This is a genomic window from Klebsiella sp. 141203 (genome assembly GCF_032601985.1).
GTDB classification, from domain to species: domain Bacteria; phylum Pseudomonadota; class Gammaproteobacteria; order Enterobacterales; family Enterobacteriaceae; genus Klebsiella; species Klebsiella aerogenes.
Genome location: NZ_JAQIRL010000003.1, coordinates 542,134 through 563,829, shown reverse-complemented (window position 1 = coordinate 563,829; position 21,696 = coordinate 542,134). Strand labels below are relative to the sequence as shown.

Here is a 21,696-nt window from a genome sequence, read left to right as displayed (position 1 = left end):
CCTGGTCATCAGGCCGTTATTGTTCGTAACGAAAGCGGAATTTTTCTTGTTCGCTCGCCGCCTTCGCTAAAATCCACTGGCGGAAAGCGGCTATTTTACCCAGTTCAGCCTGACTGTCATGACAAACAAGGTAAAACGCGTTCTTACTGACCAGAACATCATTAAACGGGCAGACCAAACGGCCTGCTTCAATTTCGGACTGGGCCATGACGTTATTGGCCAGTGCGACGCCTTGTCCATGGATTGCCGCCTGCAGCACCATCGCGCTGTGGCTGAATATCGGTCCCTGTTGCACATTGATATGATTTAGACCCAGTTGCCGGGTATAAGTTTGCCAGTCGCGGCGAGAGGCATCATGTAACAGCGTATGTTGCGCCAGATCGGCAGGCGTTTTCAACGCTTTGTCACCGGTTAACAACAACGGCGAACAAACCGGTAGTAAATATTCGGCGTACAGTTTTTCAACACGCAGCCCCGGCCAGTTGCCGCGGCCATAGAAAATCGCTACGTCGACGTCGTCGGCCAGTTTGTCTTCCTGACGGTCCACCGCCTGGATCCGCACGTCGATCCCCGGATAAGCTGAGTTAAAGCTTGAGAGTCGCGGCACCAGCCACTGAATGGCGAAACTGGGCAATAAACTAACAGTTAGCGCCCCTTTCGCGCTGCGCGCCTGCAGTTTACGCGTCGCTTCGGTGAGCTGCGAAAAAATCTCTTTAATATCCTGAAAATAGCTTTGCCCCTCTTCCGTTAACAGCAGCGAGCGATTGCGTCGACGAAACAGCTTCAGGCCCAGAAAGTCCTCTAGTGACTTGATTTGGTGACTTACTGCGGCCTGCGTCACAAAAAGCTCATCGGCTGCGCGAGTGAAGCTCAGATGACGTGCGGCTGCATCAAAAACACGTAATGCATTCAGAGGTGGTAATCGCTTCGACATGGTTATTCTGACTGAGATGTTAACGAGTTTTAACAAATAGGAAACAACAGTTAACCTATTAGTTTTTTTTATCTGAGCCATTATAAATTGTCCGTTGAGGTTCTACCAGCAAATACCTATAGTGGCGGCACTTCCTGAGCCGGAACGAAAAGCTTTTTTTGGAATGCGTGTTCCAACAAGCTTTTGGCTTACGGTTGTGATGTTGTGTTGTTGTGTTTGCAATTGGTCTGGGTTTGCAGACCATGGTAGCAAGGCTACCTTTTCACTTCCTGTACATTTACCCTGTCTGTCCATAGTGATTTAATGTAGCACCGCAATGCGCGGTGCTTTTTTTTGCCGAAAAATCACCGTTCTCCCCGCCTCCTCGCTATCACCAGCCTTGCCCTAATGGGGAATTTGCGCGACGATCGTGATATCGATATGAGGAATTCCATGAACGCATTCAATCCCGCCCACTTCCGCGCCCAGTTTCCAGCCCTGGCGGATGCCGGCGTCTACCTGGATAGCGCGGCGACGGCGCTAAAACCGCTGGCCGTGATCGATGCCAGCGACCAGTTTTATCGCCTGAGCGCCGGCAACGTCCACCGCAGCCAGTTTGCCGCCGCCCAGCGTCTTACCGAGCGCTACGAGGCGGCGCGCGAACGCGTCGCCAGCTGGCTTAACGCCTCTTCTGGCAAAGAAATCGTCTGGACCCGCGGCACCACAGAAGCCATCAATATGGTCGCACAGAGTTACGCGCGCCCGCGCCTGCATCCTGGCGATGAAATAATCGTCAGCGAAGCCGAACACCACGCCAATCTGGTGCCGTGGCTGATGGTTGCCGAACAAACCGGCGCGCGGGTGGTCAAGCTGCCGCTGGGCGCCGATCGTCTGCCGGATATCACTCAACTCCCTTCGCTTATCTCTCCGCGCAGCCGGGTGCTGGCGATTGGCCAGATGTCTAACGTCACCGGCGGCTGCCCCGATCTGCGACTTGCTATTGATTTCGCCCATCGGGCGGGAATGATAGTGATGGTTGATGGCGCGCAGGGCGCGGTGCACTTTCCGGCCGACGTGCAGGCGCTGGATATCGATTTTTATGCCTTCTCCGCCCACAAGCTGTATGGCCCAACGGGTATTGGCGCGCTGTATGGCAAAAGCGAGTTGCTGGCGGAGATGTCGCCATGGCTCGGCGGCGGCAAAATGATTACTGAAGTCTCATTCGATGGCTTTAAAACCCAGCCCGCCCCCTGGCGGCTTGAAGCCGGGACGCCCAACGTCGCCGGCGTTATCGGCCTCAGCGCCGCGCTGGAATGGCTGCAGGAAATCGATCTTTCACAGGCGGAAAGCTGGAGCCGTAGCCTGGCGACGCTTGCGGAAGATGAGCTGGCAAAGCGGCCCGGTTTTCGTTCGTTCCGCTGCCAGGATTCGAGCCTGCTAGCCTTTGATTTCAAGGGTGTACACCATAGCGATATGGTTACGCTGCTGGCGGAGTCTGGCATTGCGCTGCGCGCCGGGCAACATTGCGCGCAACCGCTGCTGGCGGCATTAGGCGTCAGCGGTACGCTGCGCGCCTCATTCGCGCCGTACAATACGCAAGATGATGTTTATGCGCTGGTGCACGCTATCGACCGCGCGCTGGAAATACTGGTGGATTAATGATGACCTCGCAACCTTTAAGCGCCGCGCTCAGCGAAGCGACGCTGCGCCAGACCTTCGCCCCGCTGACTCAGTGGGAAGATAAGTACCGCCAGTTGATTTTAGTGGGTAAGAAACTGCCGCCATTAACGGACGCCCAGCGGACGCAGGCGAAAGAGATTGCGGGCTGCGAAAACCGCGTCTGGCTGGGGTATCAGGTTGATGCCGAGGGCAAGATGCGCTTCTTTGGCGATAGCGAAGGGCGTATCGTGCGCGGTCTGCTGGCGGTGCTGTTAGCCGCCTGCGACGGAAAAAGCGCCGCTGAGATTTTAGCGAAAGATCCGTTGGCGCTATTCGATGAGCTGGGTTTGCGCGGGCAGCTTAGCGCTTCACGCAGTCAGGGGCTGCAGGCGCTAAGCGACGCGGTGCTCGCCGCCGCCCGCGAGAACTAATTCAAACGCCGTCTCCCCGGCTTGCGCTACGCTGAGCCGGGCTACGGTTCTGCGCCGTCCGGGGAAACGCCTGCCGGGCTATTCCCCCTGACGCTGCGCTTTCGCCAACATCTTCTTCAACGCATGGGATACGGCGACAAAACCAAAGGTCGCCGTCACCATAGTCGCCGCGCCAAAACCGGAGGCGCAATCCATCCGCTTCGGCCCTTCCGCCGTGCTTTTCATTGCGCATACGCTGCCATCCGCCTGCGGATAAACCAACGCTTCGGTCGAGAAGACGCAATCGACGCCCAGCTTTCCTTTACTGTTCTTCACTACGCCGAACTGGCTTTTCAGCCGCTCACGCAGTTTCGCCGCCAGCGGATCCTGAATTGTTTTCGCCAAATCGGCGACCTGGATCTGCGTCGGATCAATTTGCCCGCCGGCTCCGCCGGTCGTGACCAATGGGACTTTATAACGCCGGCACCAGGCGATCAGCGCCGCTTTTGGCCTGACGCTATCGATAGCATCGATAACATAGCTAAAGCCCGCTCCGAGGTATTCCGCTACGTTCTCCGGCGTGATGAAATCATCGATAACCGTAACCCGGCACTCCGGGTTAATGAGACGTATACGCTCGGCCATCACTTCCGCTTTCGCCAGCCCAACGTTGCCGCCAAGGGCGTGGATTTGGCGATTGGTATTGGTGACGCAGACATCATCCATATCAATCAGCGTAATCGCGCCAATCCCGGTTCGCGCCAGCGCTTCCGCAGCCCATGAACCGACGCCGCCGATCCCGACCACGCAAACATGCGCCTCGGCAAAACACTGCAGCGCCTTTTCGCCATATAAACGCGCCGTGCCGCCAAACCGCTGGCGCCAGGCATCGCTGATTACTACAGACATAAAACCTCAGAATAAAGTGGAGACCCCGGACCGGCGCGTTGCGCGGATCCGGGTTAGAAACATACGGACGTTTAAACGTTAACCGCTAAAGACGCTACCGGCGCCTGGCGCGTTTTTCAGTACCCACACGCGGCCATAGTGGTTATACCAACCGGCGCGATGACCCGCATCCGGGCCGATGCCCTGGTAGATATCGAAGTGCTGGCCTTTAATCGCCCCGCCGACATCCAGCGCCACCATCAGGCGTAGCTCGTATTGACCGTTAAACTTACCGTTATTATCCAGCAGAGGCACCTCGGCCAGCAAGGTGGTTCCCGGCGGAATAATCGAACGGTCAGAGGCGACCGACGCGCGGCCAATCAACGGTACCGCGCTCGCTCCTTTCACCGGCGCGTAGGACTGCGGTTTAAAGAAGACGAAAGAGGGGTTCTGTTCCAGCAGCTCGCGGACTTCCGCTTCGCTATGCTTTTCGCCCCATTCACGGATCGCCTGCATCGACATATCTTCCCGCTTCACTTCGCCGCGGTCTATAAGCACTTTACCGATGCTACGGTAAGGCCAGCCGTTTTTCCCGGCGTAGCTGAAGAAATTAAGCGGCGAACCGTCGCCAAAGTCGATATAGCCGCTGCCCTGAACGTCCATGATGAAGTTATCCATCAGCGAGTTGCTGTAGGCCAGCACGTAGTTATCGCTGAGCGCTCCGGCATAAATGCTGGCGCGGGAAGGCAGTTTGCCGTTTTTCGGCGGCATACGGTAAATAGGATACTGGAACTCGCCCTGGCGAGTGTGGCGGGCCTGCACGACCGGGGTGTAGTAGCCGGTAAACTGCACGTTGCCGTAGTTATCGGCCCCCTGCATCTGCCAGGCATCAATACCAAACTGGCGTAACGTGCGGGTATCGCCGCCGGAACGCAGCCACTCCTGAATCGCGTTATAAACGCTGCTCTGGCTATTATAGAGACGCGGAGAGGCGCTACGAATCTGACCAACCTGCTGAGAGAAGTCACCGGCGTTAATCGGCGCGCCGACCGCATCAGGTTGGTTTACCAATGAAAACGGCTGGGTAAACTTGCCATCACTATATTGCTGACCGCGATCGGTCGGTTTCGAGGAACAGGCGGCGAGCATCGCCAGCATTGCCCCCGTCGCTACATATTTTGCCCAACGTCCTTTCATGGTATCTCTTCTTTATTGCTGCTAAGCCTTAGTGCGTGATGAAGATAACAAACCCATGCGGCTAATGAAATGCGCGAAAGCGCGCCGCAGCCCAAATTGTGTAAAAATCCGCCCATCACTGTCTATTTCGCCGCCACACTTTACAAAATTGACGATTTCTACGAAAAAAGGTTGCATCAGAACGCTAGCGGAGTATAGTGCGCTTCCACGGACGCGGGGTGGAGCAGCCTGGTAGCTCGTCGGGCTCATAACCCGAAGGTCGTCGGTTCAAATCCGGCCCCCGCAACCAATTAAAATCTGAAGTAAATCTACTCGATGGAAGAGTAGACGCGGACGCGGGGTGGAGCAGCCTGGTAGCTCGTCGGGCTCATAACCCGAAGGTCGTCGGTTCAAATCCGGCCCCCGCAACCAATTACAATCAGAAGCAAATTTACTCGATGGAAGAGTAAAGACGGACGCGGGGTGGAGCAGCCTGGTAGCTCGTCGGGCTCATAACCCGAAGGTCGTCGGTTCAAATCCGGCCCCCGCAACCAACACATTGAACACCCTAAAGGGTGTTTTTTTGTTTCTGCCATCCGTAAATACCGCTACAAAAAAAGCGCCCGAAGGCGCTATTTTTTTATCCGCGTCTGGCCAACGTCGCCCCATCGGCAAAGTAGGCTTTGATCCCCGCCAGAATCGACTCCGCCACTTCCTGCTGGAATTTCGCGGTCTTCAGTTTACGCTCTTCTTCGACGTTACTGATAAAGGCCGTTTCGACCAGAATCGAAGGGATATCCGGCGCCTTCAGCACCGCAAAGCCCGCCTGCTCCACCTGATTTTTATGCAGCTTATTAATATTGCCCATTTTTTGCAGCACCGCTTTACCAAATTTCAGGCTGTCGGCGATGGTCAATGACTGCACCATATCGAACATGGTGTGATCGACGTAACGATCGCCGCTCTTGCTGACGCCGCCGATTAAGTCCGAGGCGTTCTGCGTTTGCGCGAGGTATTTTGCGGCGGTACTGGTCGCGCCCTTGGTCGAGAGCGCGAACACCGAAGAGCCGCTCGGCTGACGGCTGGTAAAGGCGTCGGCGTGAATCGAAACGAACAGGTCGGCACGCTGCTTCTGCGCCTTGGCGACGCGCACCTTCAATGGAATAAACACGTCTTCGTTACGGGTCATAAAGACCTTCATATTGCCTTCACGCTCAATGAGCGCGCGCAATCGACGGGCAATCTGCAGCACCACGTCTTTCTCACGAGTACGGTATTTACCAATCGCGCCGGAGTCTTCACCACCGTGGCCGGGATCGAGCATGATAACGATAGGACGATCGCGCCCGGCTTTCCCCGGCTGCGGCCCGCTCTCTGCCGGCGGTACCTGACGTTCCAGATCGCCTTTGTTGTAATCTTCCAGTAACGCCAGTAGCGGATCCTGCACATCGGTGGCCGTAGAGGGATAAAGGTCCATCACCAGACGCTCTTTAAAACCGGCGACCGGCGCCAGCGCAAACAGCTGCGGTTTGACGTTTTGTTTCAGTTCAAACACCATCCGCACGGTTTGCGGGTCGAACTGGCCCACGCGCGCGGATTTGATATACGGGTCGTCGTCGCGGATCTGCCCGCCCATCCCTTTCAGGACCGAATTCAGGTTAACGCCTTCAATATCAACCACCACTCGCTCAGGATTGCTTAACGCAAACTGCCGATATTTCAGTACATGATTGGATTCCACCGTGACGCGGGTGTAGGTCGACGACGGCCAGATACGCACCGCGACAACCTGCGCGGCGGCGGCCAAACCGACCGGACTTACACTCATTAACCACATGGCGCCCGCCCCTTGTAAAAAACGACGGCGGCTTAATCCCGACTTGTATCCCGACATGCCACTCCCAAGCAAAAAAACGCGTTTGAAGCCAAAATGAACAGATTGACCAGAAACTTTAACTAAAGCCGCATAACCTGTCATCTATAAAAGGGTAAACAAACTTTGACACCCAAGGTTTTGTCACAATGTTTTCGCAAATTAGTGACAAATTAGGGGTTGCGCCACGAAGCAAAACAGAATAAAAATACACTTATTACGAATAATCATGCATTGAGGATTTGTTATGGTGAAGGAGCGTCGCACTGAACTGGTCGAGGGATTCCGCCATTCTGTTCCCTATATAAACGCGCACCGGGGAAAAACGTTTGTCATCATGCTGGGCGGAGAAGCCATCGAGCACGATAACTTTTCCAGCATAGTCAATGACATTGGCTTATTGCACAGCCTCGGTATTCGCCTGGTGGTGGTCTATGGCGCCCGCCCGCAGATTGACGCCAATCTCGCGGAACATCACCACGAGCCGGTTTATCACAAGCAGACCCGCGTCACCGACGCCAAAACCCTTGAGCTGGTTAAGCAGGCCGCCGGTATGCTGCAGTTAGAAATTACCGCCCGCCTGTCGATGAGCCTCGGCAATACGCCCCTGCAGGGGGCGCATATCAACGTGGTGAGCGGCAATTTTATTATTGCTCAACCTCTTGGCGTCGATGATGGCGTGGATTACTGCCACAGCGGCCGTATTCGCCGCATCGATGAAGAAGCCATTCATCGCCAACTGGACAGCGGCGCAATCGTGCTCATGGGCCCAGTCGCGGTATCCGTCACCGGCGAGAGCTTCAACCTCACTTCTGAAGAGATAGCGACCCAACTGGCGGTAAAGCTGAAAGCTGAAAAGATGATCGGCTTCTGCTCGTCGCAGGGGGTCTACGACCAGCATGGCGAGATCGTTTCCGAGCTGTTCCCTAACGAGGCGCAGGCGCGGGTAGAGGAGCTGGAAGCGGAAGAAGACTATAATTCCGGTACCGTACGCTTCCTGCGCGGGGCGGTGAAAGCCTGCCGCAGCGGCGTGCGCCGCTGCCATTTAATTAGCTATCAGGAAGATGGCGCGCTACTGCAGGAGCTGTTCTCACGTGACGGTATCGGTACGCAGATCGTCATGGAAAGCGCCGAGCAGATCCGCCGGGCAACCATTAACGATATCGGCGGCATCCTCGATCTTATCAGCCCGCTGGAGCAGCAAGGCATTCTGGTGCGTCGTTCGCGCGAACAATTGGAGATGGAGATAGATAAATTCACCATTATTCAGCGCGACAACACCACAATCGCCTGCGCCGCGCTCTATCCGTTCCCGGAAGAGAAAATCGGCGAAATGGCCTGCGTAGCGGTGCACCCGGATTACCGTAGTTCGTCACGCGGCGAGGTACTGCTGAGCCGTATCGCCGCCCAGGCGAAGCAGATGGGGCTCAGCAAGCTATTCGTGTTGACCACCCGCAGTATTCACTGGTTCCAGGAACGCGGCTTTACCCCGGTGGATATTGATTTGCTACCGGAGAGTAAAAAACAGATGTACAACTATCAGCGTCGTTCGAAGGTGTTGATGGCTGACCTCGGCTGACGGATACTCCCCCGGATAGCGGCTTGCGCCTTATCCGGGCTACGGTTCGGTAGTCGGTTGGTAGCCCCGGTAAGCGTAAGCGCCACCGGGGGAGGATTCCCGGATAGCGGCTTGCGCCTTATCCGGGCTACCCGACTGCAAATAGGCATATCCCACGCCTTCAGAACAGTAATTTTGTTCTATCACCGCCACATCAGTGATACATTTCCAGCATCCGGGCTTTATTCCTGGTTTAATGTCGATGTATATCTTTATCACTGCATCAACGCTATGATCCCCCCTAACGAATGAAATCCCAGAACATTATTTATAAACATGATGGATAATGCCTAAATCTGATAATTGGATTACTAGTCGATCGCGGAAGGTTGTTTCCACCATTGCTATATATCCATGGTTAATAATATTGATAGTACATATTAATCAGAGTCTCACCCCCGACAATTTTACGGAAGATGGATTACATCTACTGGCTCTTATCACTTTATTATCGATTATTAACCTTACGCTTTCGCTTATCACTATCGGATGCATGAGTGTTTTTACATTGCTAAAACCGAGAAGGCTAAAAATCTATTTCTGCGCAATGAACACCATGTTACCGCTTTGGCTATATCTTTATACTTAACAGCAAATTACGATGTATTTCCGGTAAGAATAGTTCAAAAGCGCCATCAAGGACAGATATAATTATGGAAAAGAAAGGCAATTGGCTGGTCAGAAACATAGGATGTATTTCAACATTTATTGCATTGTACCCCTGGTTTTGTTTACTACTGGTGCACTTAACGAATAATGGCGTTGCAGCATTTTTCGGCTATTTGAAGGTTAGCTTTTTATCATCCATAGCCAACTTAATCATTTCAACAATCATCATTATTAATGCAAAACACTCAACACAACGGATAAGAAATAGTGCAATATCATATTTCTTTTACATGAATTCAATAGCGCCAGTCTGGATGATATTAATGTTTATAATATATTAAGCACATTCAAACAGAACAATATAGCCAATTATATTAGAGAACCACTCCAAAAGATAAAGGTTAACAATGAAAAAGAAAACCAACGTAATTACCAGAAACATAAAAAAATCACCACCGTGATTTCTATTTACCCTTGGATATTATTACTTTTAGCAATGATGAACCGTGGACCGGCCTATGCAGCCCTTGCCGCTGCCGCTATGGTTATTCTTTTATTTATCGTTTTATCCATCGTTAATCTTATTATTTCAGTGGTAATTATTGTTATTGCTGATATATCAACACCAAGTACTCCCAAAAGCTATGTAGCCTATTTCTTTGCCATGAACTCAGTCTCTTTACTCTGGCTATTACTTTTATTTGCTTACTAATCAGAGGTGAAGAGCGTATTCATGCCCTTCCCCACTACCCGTGTCCGGCGAAAATCTCCGCCAGGCCGCTGCGCCGCTCGGTCCGCGTCATGATGGCCTGCGCCAGTACCTGCTCGTCGGCGTAAAGCGACAGGCGCCGTTTGGCGCGGGTTATCGCGGTATAAACCAGCTCGCGGGTTACCAGCGGTACGCTACGAGAAGGTAAGATCAGCGCCGCATGATCGAACTCCGACCCTTGCGACTTATGCACCGTCATTGCCCAGGCGGTATCATGTTCCGGCAAGCGGCTTGGCTGCACCGATTTAATACTGCCATCCGGCATCGGGAACCACACGCGAAGTTCGCCATCCCTTTCCAGCGCAATACCGATATCGCCGTTAAACAGCCCCAGCGCGCTATCGTTGCGGGAAATCATCACCGGACGGCCATCGTACCAGCGTGAATGGCGCGGTAGCGTAATCGCCCGCTTACGGTGGAGCATCAGCTCCAGCTGTTCATTCACGCCGCTTACTCCATAAGGCCCTTCACGCAGCGCGCACAGCAGCTGAAACTCGCCAAAGGCGGCAATCATCTGTTCCGGCGCGGCCTGCTCGCGGCGAAGCTGCAGATAACGGCCGTAGCCCTCCTGCGCCGCCATCAGCATCGCTTCATACTCCTCGGTGGTACTGAGCGGCTGCAGAACGATATCCTCAAACGGCTGGCGTAACGTCGCTTTCACGTCCGCACGCGCACCGGCGTTGACCGCCCGCGCCAGGCTGCCGATACCGGAATGGCTGCCAAAGCGGTAGCTTTTTTGCAGCAGACACAGACTATCACGCAGCGCTCCGGCCATCTGCCCCTCGCCCGCCGGCACCGTTGCGCCAGTCAGCCGCGACAGCTCTTGCGCTCGCGCCGCGGTATAACCGGACGTCGCCCAGGCACAGATATCGCCAAGCACCGCCCCGGCTTCCACGGAGGCAAGCTGATCGCGATCGCCGAGAAAGATCACCCGCCCGTGTTCCGGTAAAGCATCAATCAGGCGCGACATCATCGGTAAGTCGATCATAGACGCTTCGTCGACCACCAGCACATCCAGATGCAGCGGATTACCGGCGTGGTAGCGCATGCGCTGGCTACCGGGCTGCGCGCCCAACAGGCGATGCAGCGTACTGGCATCGGCGGGAATCAGCGCTTTTTGCTCCTCGCTAAGCGGAAGTTTTCTTAACGCCGCCCCAAGGGATTCCGTCAGACGCGCTGCGGCTTTGCCGGTCGGCGCCGCCAGCCGAATTCGACAACGCGGCGTGTCGTTGATCTGAATCAGCGCCGCCAGCAGCTTCGCGACGGTAGTGGTTTTTCCCGTACCCGGGCCGCCGGAGATCACCGAAATGCGCCGGGTCAGCGCCACCGCCGCGGCGACTTTTTGCCAGTCGATATCGTCGGTTGCCGGAAAGAGTTCATTCAGGGTTGCCGTTAGCCGCTCTTCATCGACCTCAAGCACTCGGTTCGTCTCATTAAAGAAGCGGGCGACGGTGAGTTCATTACGCCACATGCGGTTCAGGTACAGCCTGTCGCCGCATAAAATCATCGGCGTCGGTTCGTCGCCGCGGCTCACCGCTGACGAAGAAAGCAACAATTGAGGCCAGTCCTGCGGCTCTCCGGCCATCGCCAGCAACTGGTCACGGATCTCGCCGGCCTTGCCGCTTAGCGCTTCTTCAGCGTTGAGGCGCGACAGCGGCAGACAGACATGACCTTCTCCGGCATCCCGGCTCAGCAGCGCGGCGGCCAGCTTCACTGCCGGAGGGGCATCCTGCGCCACCATCAGCGCAAACTGAACGTCCAACGGTCGCAGCAGGCGCTGCTCGGCGGCGGCCAGCAGCAGTTCATCCATAGTCATGAGTCCACCTCCAGGGTAACGCCGGCAAATAGCGCGTCGAGACCGTCAATCAGCGGCTGCGCCGGACGGGTGGTGAAGATCCCCTGCCCGCCTTCCTGCCCATCCATGCCGCGTAAAAAAAGATAAATGACGCCGCCAAAGTGCCGCTCGTAGTGATAATCGGCAATACGGTGACGCAGATAACGGTGTAGCGCCAGGCTATACAGCTGGTACTGCAGATCATAGCGATGCAGGCGCATCGCCTGGATCATCGCCTGCTGGGTGTAGGCTTCGCAGTCTTCGCCCAGCCAGTTCGATTTGTAATCCAGCAGGTAATAGCGGCCATCGTGACGAAATACCAGATCGATAAACCCTTTCAGCATCCCGCGGACCTGGCGGAAATCGAGCGCCGGGGTATCAGCCGAGAGCGGATCATAGCGGCGGATCAGCGCGTCCAACCGCAGCGGATCCAGCGGTTGTTCAATCGGTAGATAGAAGGCCATTTCCACCTGTTTATCCCGCGCGCCCAGCTGATTCAGAGCGATTTCCGCCCCCGGCAGGCGTGTTCGCAGCACACCGTCCAGCCATTCGCTCAACACCGGCGCCCACTCTTCGCCAAAACCGTGCAACTGTAGTTTTTGCGCCATCCAGTCAACCGGTACCGGCTGGCTGAAATCAAGATCTTCAAACAGGCTATGCAGGAAAGTCCCCGGCGACGCGCCGCGCGGGAACTGATGAGGCGTGAGCTGCGGCTCTTCCGCCACCTCGCCAACACCCGCGGCGTCGATATCGAGCCGCGGCAGCAGGTCCTGACCGGCGCTGGAACCATGCTGCTGCAGGCCGGAATAACTGGTCACCCGCCAGTCGTCCATAACCTGACGTTCAAGCGTCCGCGCCGAAAGCGGCGGTAGCGCGTTTTCCGGCGCCTGCCACGGCGTCTGGTCCATGGTATCGGGAAGACATAGCGCAATATCATCGTTGCACAATGCCTGTAGCCGCGCGGTCAATCCCGCCGCGTCCATCGGCTCGCCGTCCTGCAGCAGGCGGCCGAGGGCGCTGTGATGAAAATCGCTGTTGCCAGGTTTGTCGCTACGACGGGTACTTAACGGCGCGATCCCGAGACTGCAGTGCCACACCGCGCGGGTCAGGGCGACGTACAACAGGCGTAAATCCTCCGCCAGGCGCTCGGCTTCCGCCAGCTCAAGGCTATTCTCCCCCTCTCCGAGGTCGAGTACCGCAGCAAAGGAATCGCGATCGTGGTAGAACGCCTGCTCCTGTTTGCGAAAGCGCGCAATAAAGGGCAGCCAGACCAGCGAATATTCCAGTCCTTTTGATTTGTGGATGGTGACGATTTGCACCAGGTGCTTATCGCTCTCCAGACGCATCTGCTGGCTGGAAGCATTGCTGTCCGGTTCGGCGATATGTTGCGTCAGCCAGCGCACCAGCGCGTGCTCGCTCTCCAGCTGATTCGCCGCCTCTTGTAATAATTCGCTGATATGCAAAATATCGGTCAAACGGCGTTCGCCGCCGTGGGTCGCCAGCAGGTTTTCGGCGATATGACGCGCCCCCATCAGCGCGCGCAGCATCGGCATTACGCCGCGCTGGCGCCAGATGTGACGGTATTCACTGAACTCCTCTACCAGCGCATCCCAGGCACGTTCATCCTGATTGAGGTTTTCGATATCCTGCGCATTAAGGCCAAACATCGACGTTGCCAGCGCGCTGCGTAGCGTGTTTTCACGCTCTGGCGCCAGTACCGCCTGTAGAACCCACAGTAATTCCTGCGCTTCCGGGGTTTCAAAAACGCTGTCGCGGTTTGAGAGATAGACCGACGGGATCGACAAGAGCTGCAGCGCATCGCGAATAAGCGCCGCTTCGAGACGGTTACGCACCAGCACGGTGATATCGGAGGCGCGCACCGGCTCGGCTTTTTCGCCGCGCCACAGCAGCGCGCGCCCCTGCTGGCCTGCGCTGAGCCAATCGCGGATCTGCGTCGCGCACAATTGCGCCATAAAAGACTGATAATCGCCAGAACCGACGGCTTCGCCAGGCATTAACCACATGTTCATCGCCGGGATCGGCTTCTCATCAATGGTAAAGCGCAACGTCTGATTTTTAGCGGCAGGCTTCACCGGCAAGAATGGGATCTCGCGGAACATGAATGGATTATCACTCAGGCCGAACAGGCGGTTTACGCTCTGTACCATGCCTGGCGCCGAACGCCAGTTGGTATCCAGCGTATAGTGGGCAGCGACATCGCCGCGCGCTTTCATATAGGTAAAAATATCGGCGCCGCGGAAAGCGTAAATCGCCTGTTTCGGGTCGCCAATCAGCAGCAGGGCCGTATCCGGCTGACGGCGCCAGATGCGGCGGAAGATGCGATACTGCTGCGGGTCGGTATCCTGGAACTCATCGATCATCGCCACCGGGAAACGCTGACGAATAGCGCTGGCCAGCGCTTCGCCGCTGTCGCCGCGCAGCGCGTCGTCCAGGCGGCTGAGCATGTCGTCAAAGCCCAGTTCGCCTCGACGCCGTTTTTCGCGGGCGACCGCTTCGCGGATCTCCACCATCGCCCTGGCGATAACCAGATCGTTTAAGGTAAGCGGTGAGGCGAGCAGCGCTTCTACCGCGCTGAATAAGGGATGCAACGGTGGTTCGTCGCCGTCTTTGGTGCGCTCAATGAGGAACGGTTGCGAGAATTTTTCCAGCGCATCAGGCAACTGATAACTCAGCGTTTCTTCCTGCGCCCAGGCGCTTACCTTTTCGATCCACTTGCCCTGGTTGCCGCGGTTGAACTTGCGGCGATCGAGCCCTGAGCTTTCCAGCACGTTTTCAATTTCACCCACCTGTTCCCGCCACTGCTGCTTCAGCGCATTGATACGTTCCAGGATTTGCTGATGGCGGCTTGCCAGCGTCTCTTCCGCGGGCGGCGGCGATTTTAGCTGCGGCGCTTCGCCCTGCAGCCAGCGGTCGATCGCCTTAAGCAGGTCACGCGGCCCTTTCCACTGTTCATGGATCACCGCGGCGATATCGCGCGGCAGCGGATAGCAGTGGCGACGCCAGAAGTCGGCGCAGGCCTGATAACGCAGGCGGGACTCGTCTTCGATCAGTTGCTGTTCAAACAACATGCCGGACTCGAAGGCGTTGAGGCTCAGCATTCGCTGACAGAAACCATGGATGGTAAAGACTGCCGCCTCGTCCATCTGGCGCTCCGCCAGCATCAGCGTTTGCGCCGCCTGGTTTTTATCGGCGATTTCCGCGAGCAAAGAGGCATAGAGCGGATCGCTGGCGCTTTCGCGCAGGCAGGCAATCCGTAGCTCGTGGATATTACTGCGAATACGCCCGCGCAGCTCTTCCGTCGCCGCTTCGGTAAAGGTAACTACCAGCAGCTCTTCCACGCTGACCGGCCGGGGGAAAGCGGATTCTCCCCCCAGCCCCAGCAGCAGCCGTAGATATAGCGCGGCGATGGTAAAGGTTTTTCCGGTGCCCGCAGAGGCTTCTATCAGCCGCTCGCCCGTCAGGGGCAAGCGGAGTGGGTCAAGAGACTCAGCGGTTTCGGTCATTCATTCTCTCGCATCAGGGGTAAGGATTTCTGCAATGCGCTGACGCTTTCCCATACTTTACCGCCTTCAGGGGCGGCGTATTCCGTCTTGCCGTTCTGGCTGCCGGAAACTTGGGATAACAGTGCCATGCCTTGCGGATCCACCACCGTCTGATGGAAGAAATCGGCAAGTTTTTGCGGCGTCAGCAGTTTAATCTGAGCCACTACTTTATCACGTGAATCGAAGCGCATATTACCGCGATCGAAATCTTTGCTCAGCTTTGATGCTTCTTCGCTCAACGTTTGCGGCGCCTGCAGCATCTGGCTAATCGCCGCCTGCTGGATCTGAGCAAACTCTTCCGGTTTCATCGCCCGCAGTTTGGCTTCCGCCGTCGGGAAGAAGGCCTGGAAGCGCTGCCAGAGGAAAGCCGGCTGTTTATCGCTACTCTGTAACAGGAAGCCCATCCCCCACTGGCGGCCAACATTCATTGAGAAGGCGAAGACCGCATAGCCGAGTTGTTCTTCAGTACGTAACTGGTTATAGAACCAGGGCTGAATAATCTGCCCTAACAGCGAACTGGCGGCCATGCTGCTGTATTCATCAACGTTTGGCGGCGCGAAAACCGCCGCCAGCGCGGAGTCAGTGCTGCTGCCTGCTTTCTCAAACATCGCCAGCTGTTTGCTGTCGATCAGCACGTCTTTGTTGCGACACCACTCGTTGCCATCGGCGCCAAGCTGTTTTTGGATCTGGCGGGCCAGATCGGTGGACTGTCGGGCGCTCATGTTACCGATGACCAGCAGCTCCGGCCGCCCTCTTGCTTTCAGGTTATCGCGGTAGTTGATCACCTCTTTCAGGGTGATTGACGGTAGTAAATCGCGACGTGTTTTACGCTCAAAATAGGGTACCTGCGACAGCATCTGAATCGGCATAATCGCCTGGTCATAGGCTTTGCCTTTGTCCGCCGAATCCATCATCTGGGCATACCAGGACTTCGCCTGCTCAAGCTGCTCTTCGGTCGGCGTATAGCTAAAGTAGCCGTCCAGCAGCGCGGTAAAGAGCTGCGGCAGACGCTGGGTATAGCCGTTGGCATTAACCATCAGACCGTTATTGGCGCCGGTCGAGAAGCTTATCCCGCCTACCGCGGCCTGATTGCTAAGCTGATCGAGGGCGATACCGGCCAGGTAATCATTCAACGCGAACATCACCTGACGGCGCGCGCTGTCCATCGCCTGCGGGTTACGTAGCACCAGCGAGACGTCGGCCTTCGGTTCACTGGCAAAGTACTGGCTTGGCGCGTACACCACGCGCAGCGTCGGCTCATCGACGATAAGCTCCGGATGCGGGTACGCCTTATCGCTCTTAATCAGCGTGAAATCATCCGGAATATACGGGTTCAGCGTCGGCAGCTGCAGCTTGATGGCCGCAGATTTTTGCTGCCAGTCGGTGAAGGTCTGGGGGCTAATTTTATCAACCTGGTAAGGCGCGTTGACGAAATAAGCGGTTTTGTTGTGCGGCTCATTCGGACTGATGTACCAGATACGCGCATTTTGCGGCGTCATCATCGCCAGACGGTCTTTAATCGCCTGGACATCATAGCGGTCAGCGATATTAACCACGTCCAGTACGTGCTCTACCGGCACGCGAATCATGGTATCGGCCAGCCACTCCACATAATCCATATCGCGGCTAATCGACGGATAGCGGAAATCGAGCTCCAGCACGTGGGCTAATTCATCAAAGTAGCGCTTATCAATCCCCTGTGTACGCAGCAAATTCAGGTAGCTGAAGATAGCGGCGGTAACTTCATCGCGGTGCGCCAGGCCTTTATCGGTGAGGGTAGCGGAGATCGCCAGCACGCCGCTATTGCCGTTGACGGCCGGATCGGAATCCGCGCGAATCCCTTCCGCCAGCCCCTGCTTCTGCAGCCAGTCGGATAAGGTGCCAGGGCTGCGGTTGCCGATCATATAGGTCACCAGCTCATCGGTCTTGCTGCGAAACTGAGCGCTGTTGTTATCGATGCGGAATTCAACGCGCAGCACCTTACGCGGCATCGCCGGCACGTAGTGAATCACAATACCCTTCTGCGCATCGGTCACGACCGGTACGGTAATTTCCGGCTTACTGATGTCGTGATTTGGCACCCGTCCGTAGGTCGCGGCGGCAATGCTTGCCAACTCAGGCAGTGGCTTATTACTGTAGATGACCGCCTTCATCAGGTTTGCCGAGTACCAGCGGTCGCGGAAAGCGTGCAGCGCATCAAGCACCGGGCTACCAGGCTTGTCGCTCAGCGTATCGAGGTTACCGCCGGAGAATTGTGAAGCCGGGTGCGCAGGGTTGATGGTTTCGGCGCTCACCTGCGCCATGCGCATCCCGTCCCGGGTGCGCGCCATGGTCAATTCGGCGTTGACCGCGTTACGTTCGCGTTCGGCATATTTTTTATCCAGCAGCGGCGCGGCAATGGCATCGGCCAGCCGATCGACGGCGCCGTCGAGAGCATCGTTTTCCACTTCAAGGTAGAACGCAGTGCGATACGGCGCGGTGCTGGCATTATGGCTGCCGCCGTGCATTTTGAGGAATTCAGCAAGGCTGTCAGGCTGCGGATACTTCTGCGAGCCCATTAAGGTCATATGCTCGAGATAGTGCGCCAGCCCTTGATGATCGGCCGGATCCTGTAATGAGCCAACCGGCACCACCAGCGCCGACAACGATTTTACCGCCTGCGGATCGGATACCAGCAGCACGACCATGCCGTTTTGCAGGCGAATGGCCTGATATTGACGGGGATCTTTTTCGCTTTTGCGGATGGTTTCCTGAATCGGTTGCCATCCGGTGTCTGCCTGACTTAACGGCGCCCAGAGGGCGACCACTACAACAAGAACTTTGAACCATAAACTGCGGGGCATTCACGGACCTCATCATTAACAAACTTCGCGCTGCATAGCGTCAGCGTGGATACCCATCATCAGGCAAAACGCCATCTTCAAGGTATTTACAACATCAGTCCGTGATTCGTTGCGCATAATAAATGAACAACCTTCTTTTGCGCAATTTTTATACTATTACAATTTTATTCGGACTGATGGAAACGAAATATCGGCAACAGATAACGCTGAGCCTGCGCGATAATCTCTTCATAGTACGCAGGCTCAAGAGTGCGCCACAGGCGCTGGTACCAGATATCGGCACCTTCGCCGCTCACCACCATATTACCTTCGTAGGCCTGAAGGAACTTACTGCGCGCTTTTTGTTGCGTTTCGTCATCCATTAACATGACATCCTTTTCCGCGTCATAACAGGCTTTTAGCCACGCGCCGCCGCTTTCCGGCAACAGCAGTAGCGGTTTTGACATCCCCTGCAGGTAGCCTTCTACCAGCTCATTCAGATACGCCTGCGCCTGCTCCGCCGCCAGCGGCGGGAAACGCCACTCGCCTTCCTTGCGCACGAACAAGCGGCTTTCGCCGAGACCGCCGCTAGCACAATAGACAAGATGTTCCAGCCAAAGTTGCACGCCCTGAGAGACGCTCAGCAGCGACGGCCGCCAGCGCAATAGCCCATCCGGCTGTACCTGCTGTAGCCAGCCGGTGAGATTGATACCGTTGCACTGTAGGTCGATCTCCATACTTTGCGCGGGCTGACGACTGGCAATAACCCGCTCAGCCAGGTTCTGCATTTCCTGACGCTGCGCCTCCCATGCCAGTTCGCCAAACGCGCCAAAAGGTAGCTCACCCGCCGCACGAAAACGACGATACATCGCTGACGCATCCTGCTGTTCAATCAGCGTATTCAGCAACTGTTGGTTCAACTGGTAACGGCTTAGCCCTTCAAGCACGAAAGGCTCATCTTCGGGGATCTCGCTCTCTTCAGAGCGGAAACTTACCCGCAGACGCTGCTGGAAGAAAGCCCGCACCGGATGCTGCCAAAAGCGTAACAGCTGTTCGAACGGCAGCGTATCGATATCGAGCGGCGCAAGCGGCTGGATAAATTCACTATGCGCCTCTCCCTGCTGGCTGGCGGCGGCCAGCCACTCTCTTGCATAGCTCTGATCTTCATCCGGCAGGTAATTGGCGGCATCAAAAGGCATACGCGTATGCAGATGGGTAATGTGCTCTTTAACGCGGCGTTCGCTGGCATCGCAGTCCAGCGCTTCATCGCCTTCAAGGCAGTGGCTCTGACCGATATAGTCCGCCAGTTCCTGTACCAGCACCGAAGGATAACGCTCGCTATTATCCTGAATAGAGCGGCCGATATAGCTGATGTATAGCTTCTGTTCGGCCGACATCAGCGCTTCCAGGAACAGATAGCGGTCGTCGTCGCGACGGCTACGGTCGCCGCGCTGCGGTTTTTGGCTCATTAAATCGAAACCCAGCGGCGCGAGAGTACGCGGGTAGACGCCGTCGTTCATCCCCAGCAGGCAGACAACTTTGAAGGGAATAGAACGCATCGGCATCAGGGTGCAGATATTCACCGGCCCGGCCAGGAAACGCTGGCTGATCCGCTGCTGATCGAGGCGCTGCGCCAGCTCATCACGCAGCAGCGATAGCGGCACGGCAGCCCCGTACTGCGCATCCAGCCCACCATCGATGATGGCTTGCCATTGCTGTTCAATCAGCGCCAGCGCCGCTTCGGTTTCACTGTCCGGCAGGAAGAAATCTGTGAGTAGATCGCGGCACACCGGCAGCCACTCTGTCAGCGGGCGATCCTGCGCCAGACCGCGGCGCCATAGATTGAGCTGCATCAGTAACGACGCGAGATTCCCCACCAGCTCGGCAATCAGTCCGCTGGATTCATCATAGGGCAGCACCGACTGCCACTCGCCCTGGCTGCTGTCCATCGCATACCCCAGCAGCATACGCGTTAACCCAAAACGCCAGGTATGCTGGCCGGTCGCCGGAAGATCCATTTCGCGCACGTTATCGTCATCCATGCCCCAACGTACACCGGATTCATTGACCCACTGGCGCAGGTAGCGCAACCCCTCTTCATTGATATTGAAGCGCGCCGCCAGCACCGGCACATCCAGCAGCGCCAGCACGTCTTCACTGGCGAAGCGGCTGTCAGGCAGAGAAAGCAACGTGATAAACGCCTGTAACGCCGGGTGCGATTCCCGCGCCCGTCGGTCGGAAATCGCCCACGGCAGCCAGCGTTCGCCGCGCGCCGCGCCGAAAACCGCCTGAATATAGGGACTGTAGCTGTCGATATCGGCGACCATAACGATAATATCGCGCGGCGTCAGCGTCGGGTCTTCTTCCAGCATCGCCAGCAGCCGGTCATGCAGCACTTCCACTTCACGTTGCGGGCTATGGCAGACGTGGATAGCCAGGCTGCGGTCGTCATTCGCCAGCGGACGCTTACTCTTACTGCTGGCGAACTCTTGCGCAGTGCGCCCTGCCACCGCGGCGTTGCGCAGTTCCAGAATATCGGCCTGAAGGTTATGCAGCAGGTTATCGGGGGCGATATCGACAAAGGCGTCCAGCTCTTCATAGCGCTCCAGCCCTGCCAGCAGATAGATATAATCGCGCCCGAGCTTGCCCCACGAGGCCAGCAGCGGATTGCCGACATCCTGCTCGCCATCATCATTAAACAATCCCGGCGCCTGTTCAGTGTCGCGGAACAGCGGCAGCTCGCGTGCCTCGCGGTGGTGGCGGCGCTGGCGCGACATCAGTTTGGCAAGAAACGCCGGATCTTTAATATCGCCCCAGTAGTAGCGACAGGGGTTGGTGAAGAGTACATAGACATCGACATGCTTACCCAGCGCCTGCAGGGCCTGCAAATACACCGGCGGCAGCGCCGAGATGCCGCAGATAAAGACCCGCGACGGCAGCCCGGCTGGCGGCTGGTCAGCATTTTCCAACGCGCTGATAAAGCGCTGGTACAGATTGGCGCGGTGCCACAGCGGTTGCCCAAGCTCTGCGGTGTATTCGACTAACGCTTTCCACAGCGGCGCCTGCCACTGCTGAGCGTCGCCCAGCCCGTCCACCCGTTCATCGGCCTCCCAGCGCATCAGCCACTCCGGGCGATAGACCAGATACTGGTCATACAGGTCGGCCACCCGCGCGGCAAGCTGGAACAGCTTACGTTTGTCGCTATCATCGCTCAGATAGTGGCGCAGTAATGTGAAGGCTTCATCGTCGAGATACTGCGGTAGCAGGGTCATCAGCTTCCAGCTCATGCTCTGTTTACTGAAGGCGCTCTCGCCGGGAATATCGTCTAGCACGCGAACGAACATATCCCAGATAAAGCTGGCCGGCAGCGGAAACTCGATATTCGCCGCAATACCGAAGCGCTTTGCCAGCGTCATCTGCAACCATTGCGCCATACCGGTACTTTGCACCAGCACCATTTCCGGCATGAAAGGGTCATCCAGCCGCTGGCGCTCGACGATAAACTCCATCAACGCTTCAAGCACATCCAGACGGTTTGAGTGGTACACCCTTAACATATTCG

General features: G+C 56.4%; 12 protein-coding genes and 3 tRNA genes. 7 read left to right on the top strand and 8 right to left on the bottom strand.

The window, feature by feature from the left end; translation table 11 throughout:
* Positions 1-16 precede the first annotated feature (16 nt).
* Positions 17-934, bottom strand: coding sequence for a glycine cleavage system transcriptional regulator GcvA (gene gcvA / locus PGR29_RS15255; RefSeq protein ID WP_015369945.1), 918 nt, complete (start codon positions 932-934; stop codon positions 17-19).
* Between the two features lie 432 nt (positions 935-1,366).
* Between gcvA and csdA the strand changes: the two genes are divergently transcribed.
* Together csdA and csdE are read left to right on the top strand one after the other, a co-directional pair.
* Positions 1,367-2,572: a cysteine desulfurase CsdA gene (gene csdA, locus PGR29_RS15250; RefSeq protein WP_087858606.1), complete on the top strand. Its 1,206-nt coding sequence runs from the start codon at positions 1,367-1,369 to the stop codon at positions 2,570-2,572.
* A complete protein-coding gene (gene csdE, locus PGR29_RS15245; protein WP_087858607.1) occupies positions 2,572-3,003 on the top strand; it encodes a cysteine desulfurase sulfur acceptor subunit CsdE in 432 nt (143 codons plus the stop codon). The genes csdA and csdE overlap by 1 nt, the downstream gene beginning before the upstream one ends.
* A gap of 78 nt (positions 3,004-3,081) precedes the next feature.
* Here the strand turns inward: csdE and tcdA are convergent, their stop codons facing one another.
* Positions 3,082-3,891: a tRNA cyclic N6-threonylcarbamoyladenosine(37) synthase TcdA gene (gene tcdA / locus PGR29_RS15240; RefSeq protein WP_072382456.1), complete on the bottom strand. Its 810-nt coding sequence runs from the start codon at positions 3,889-3,891 to the stop codon at positions 3,082-3,084.
* Positions 3,892-3,969: 78 nt separating this feature from the next.
* Positions 3,970-5,067 carry a murein transglycosylase A gene (gene mltA / locus PGR29_RS15235; RefSeq protein ID WP_045377497.1) on the bottom strand — a complete coding sequence of 366 codons (1,098 nt, stop codon included), beginning with the start codon at positions 5,065-5,067 and terminating at the stop codon, positions 3,970-3,972.
* A 212-nt stretch (positions 5,068-5,279) separates the two neighbouring features.
* Here mltA and PGR29_RS15230 point away from each other — a divergent pair.
* The 3 genes from PGR29_RS15230 to PGR29_RS15220 all read left to right on the top strand — a co-directional run bounded on the left by PGR29_RS15230 (position 5,280) and on the right by PGR29_RS15220 (position 5,600).
* Positions 5,280-5,356 (top strand) — tRNA-Met (locus PGR29_RS15230).
* 45 nt (positions 5,357-5,401) lie between these two features.
* A tRNA-Met gene (locus PGR29_RS15225) sits at positions 5,402-5,478 on the top strand.
* Positions 5,479-5,523: 45 nt separating this feature from the next.
* A tRNA-Met gene (locus tag PGR29_RS15220) sits at positions 5,524-5,600 on the top strand.
* A gap of 86 nt (positions 5,601-5,686) precedes the next feature.
* Here PGR29_RS15220 and amiC read toward each other — a convergent pair.
* On the bottom strand, positions 5,687-6,940 hold the full coding sequence (gene amiC / locus PGR29_RS15215; protein WP_015703319.1) for an N-acetylmuramoyl-L-alanine amidase AmiC: 1,254 nt from the start codon (positions 6,938-6,940) through the stop codon (positions 5,687-5,689).
* Positions 6,941-7,166: 226 nt separating this feature from the next.
* Between amiC and argA the strand changes: the two genes are divergently transcribed.
* Positions 7,167-8,498 (top strand): amino-acid N-acetyltransferase, encoded by a 1,332-nt coding sequence (gene argA, locus PGR29_RS15210; RefSeq protein ID WP_015369939.1) that lies wholly within the window; start codon positions 7,167-7,169, stop codon positions 8,496-8,498.
* A gap of 1,105 nt (positions 8,499-9,603) precedes the next feature.
* Positions 9,604-9,858: a hypothetical protein gene (locus PGR29_RS15205; protein ID WP_316424791.1), complete on the top strand. Its 255-nt coding sequence runs from the start codon at positions 9,604-9,606 to the stop codon at positions 9,856-9,858.
* A gap of 34 nt (positions 9,859-9,892) precedes the next feature.
* Here PGR29_RS15205 and recD read toward each other — a convergent pair whose 3' ends face one another.
* The 4 genes from recD to recC all read right to left on the bottom strand — a co-directional run bounded on the left by recD (position 9,893) and on the right by recC (position 21,691).
* Positions 9,893-11,731: an exodeoxyribonuclease V subunit alpha gene (gene recD, locus PGR29_RS15200; protein ID WP_316424790.1), complete on the bottom strand. Its 1,839-nt coding sequence runs from the start codon at positions 11,729-11,731 to the stop codon at positions 9,893-9,895.
* On the bottom strand, positions 11,728-15,273 hold the full coding sequence (gene recB / locus PGR29_RS15195) for an exodeoxyribonuclease V subunit beta (protein ID WP_316424789.1): 3,546 nt from the start codon (positions 15,271-15,273) through the stop codon (positions 11,728-11,730). The genes recD and recB overlap by 4 nt, the downstream gene beginning before the upstream one ends.
* The gene (gene ptrA, locus PGR29_RS15190; RefSeq protein ID WP_316424787.1) at positions 15,270-18,155 is read right to left on the bottom strand and encodes a pitrilysin; all 2,886 of its coding nucleotides are present in this window, start codon (positions 18,153-18,155) and stop codon (positions 15,270-15,272) included. Before ptrA ends, recB begins: the two co-directional genes overlap by 4 nt.
* A gap of 164 nt (positions 18,156-18,319) precedes the next feature.
* Complete coding sequence (gene recC / locus PGR29_RS15185) at positions 18,320-21,691, bottom strand: exodeoxyribonuclease V subunit gamma (protein WP_316424786.1); 3,372 nt, start codon at positions 21,689-21,691, stop codon at positions 18,320-18,322.
* Positions 21,692-21,696: the final 5 nt, after the last annotated feature.

Excerpts from the sequence above, each read along its gene's own strand:
- gcvA (WP_015369945.1), bottom strand. The coding sequence starts at position 934 with ATGTCGAAGCGATTACCACCTCTGAATGCATTACGTGTTTTTGATGCA.
- mltA (WP_045377497.1), bottom strand. The coding sequence starts at position 5,067 with ATGAAAGGACGTTGGGCAAAATATGTAGCGACGGGGGCAATGCTGGCG.
- amiC (WP_015703319.1), bottom strand. The coding sequence starts at position 6,940 with ATGTCGGGATACAAGTCGGGATTAAGCCGCCGTCGTTTTTTACAAGGG.
- recD (WP_316424790.1), bottom strand. The coding sequence starts at position 11,731 with ATGACTATGGATGAACTGCTGCTGGCCGCCGCCGAGCAGCGCCTGCTG.
- ptrA (WP_316424787.1), bottom strand. The coding sequence starts at position 18,155 with ATGCCCCGCAGTTTATGGTTCAAAGTTCTTGTTGTAGTGGTCGCCCTC.
- csdE (WP_087858607.1), top strand. The coding sequence starts at position 2,572 with ATGATGACCTCGCAACCTTTAAGCGCCGCGCTCAGCGAAGCGACGCTG.
- tcdA (WP_072382456.1), bottom strand. The coding sequence starts at position 3,891 with ATGTCTGTAGTAATCAGCGATGCCTGGCGCCAGCGGTTTGGCGGCACG.
- recB (WP_316424789.1), bottom strand. The coding sequence starts at position 15,273 with ATGACCGAAACCGCTGAGTCTCTTGACCCACTCCGCTTGCCCCTGACG.
- argA (WP_015369939.1), top strand. The coding sequence starts at position 7,167 with ATGGTGAAGGAGCGTCGCACTGAACTGGTCGAGGGATTCCGCCATTCT.
- recC (WP_316424786.1), bottom strand. The coding sequence starts at position 21,691 with ATGTTAAGGGTGTACCACTCAAACCGTCTGGATGTGCTTGAAGCGTTG.
- csdA (WP_087858606.1), top strand. The coding sequence starts at position 1,367 with ATGAACGCATTCAATCCCGCCCACTTCCGCGCCCAGTTTCCAGCCCTG.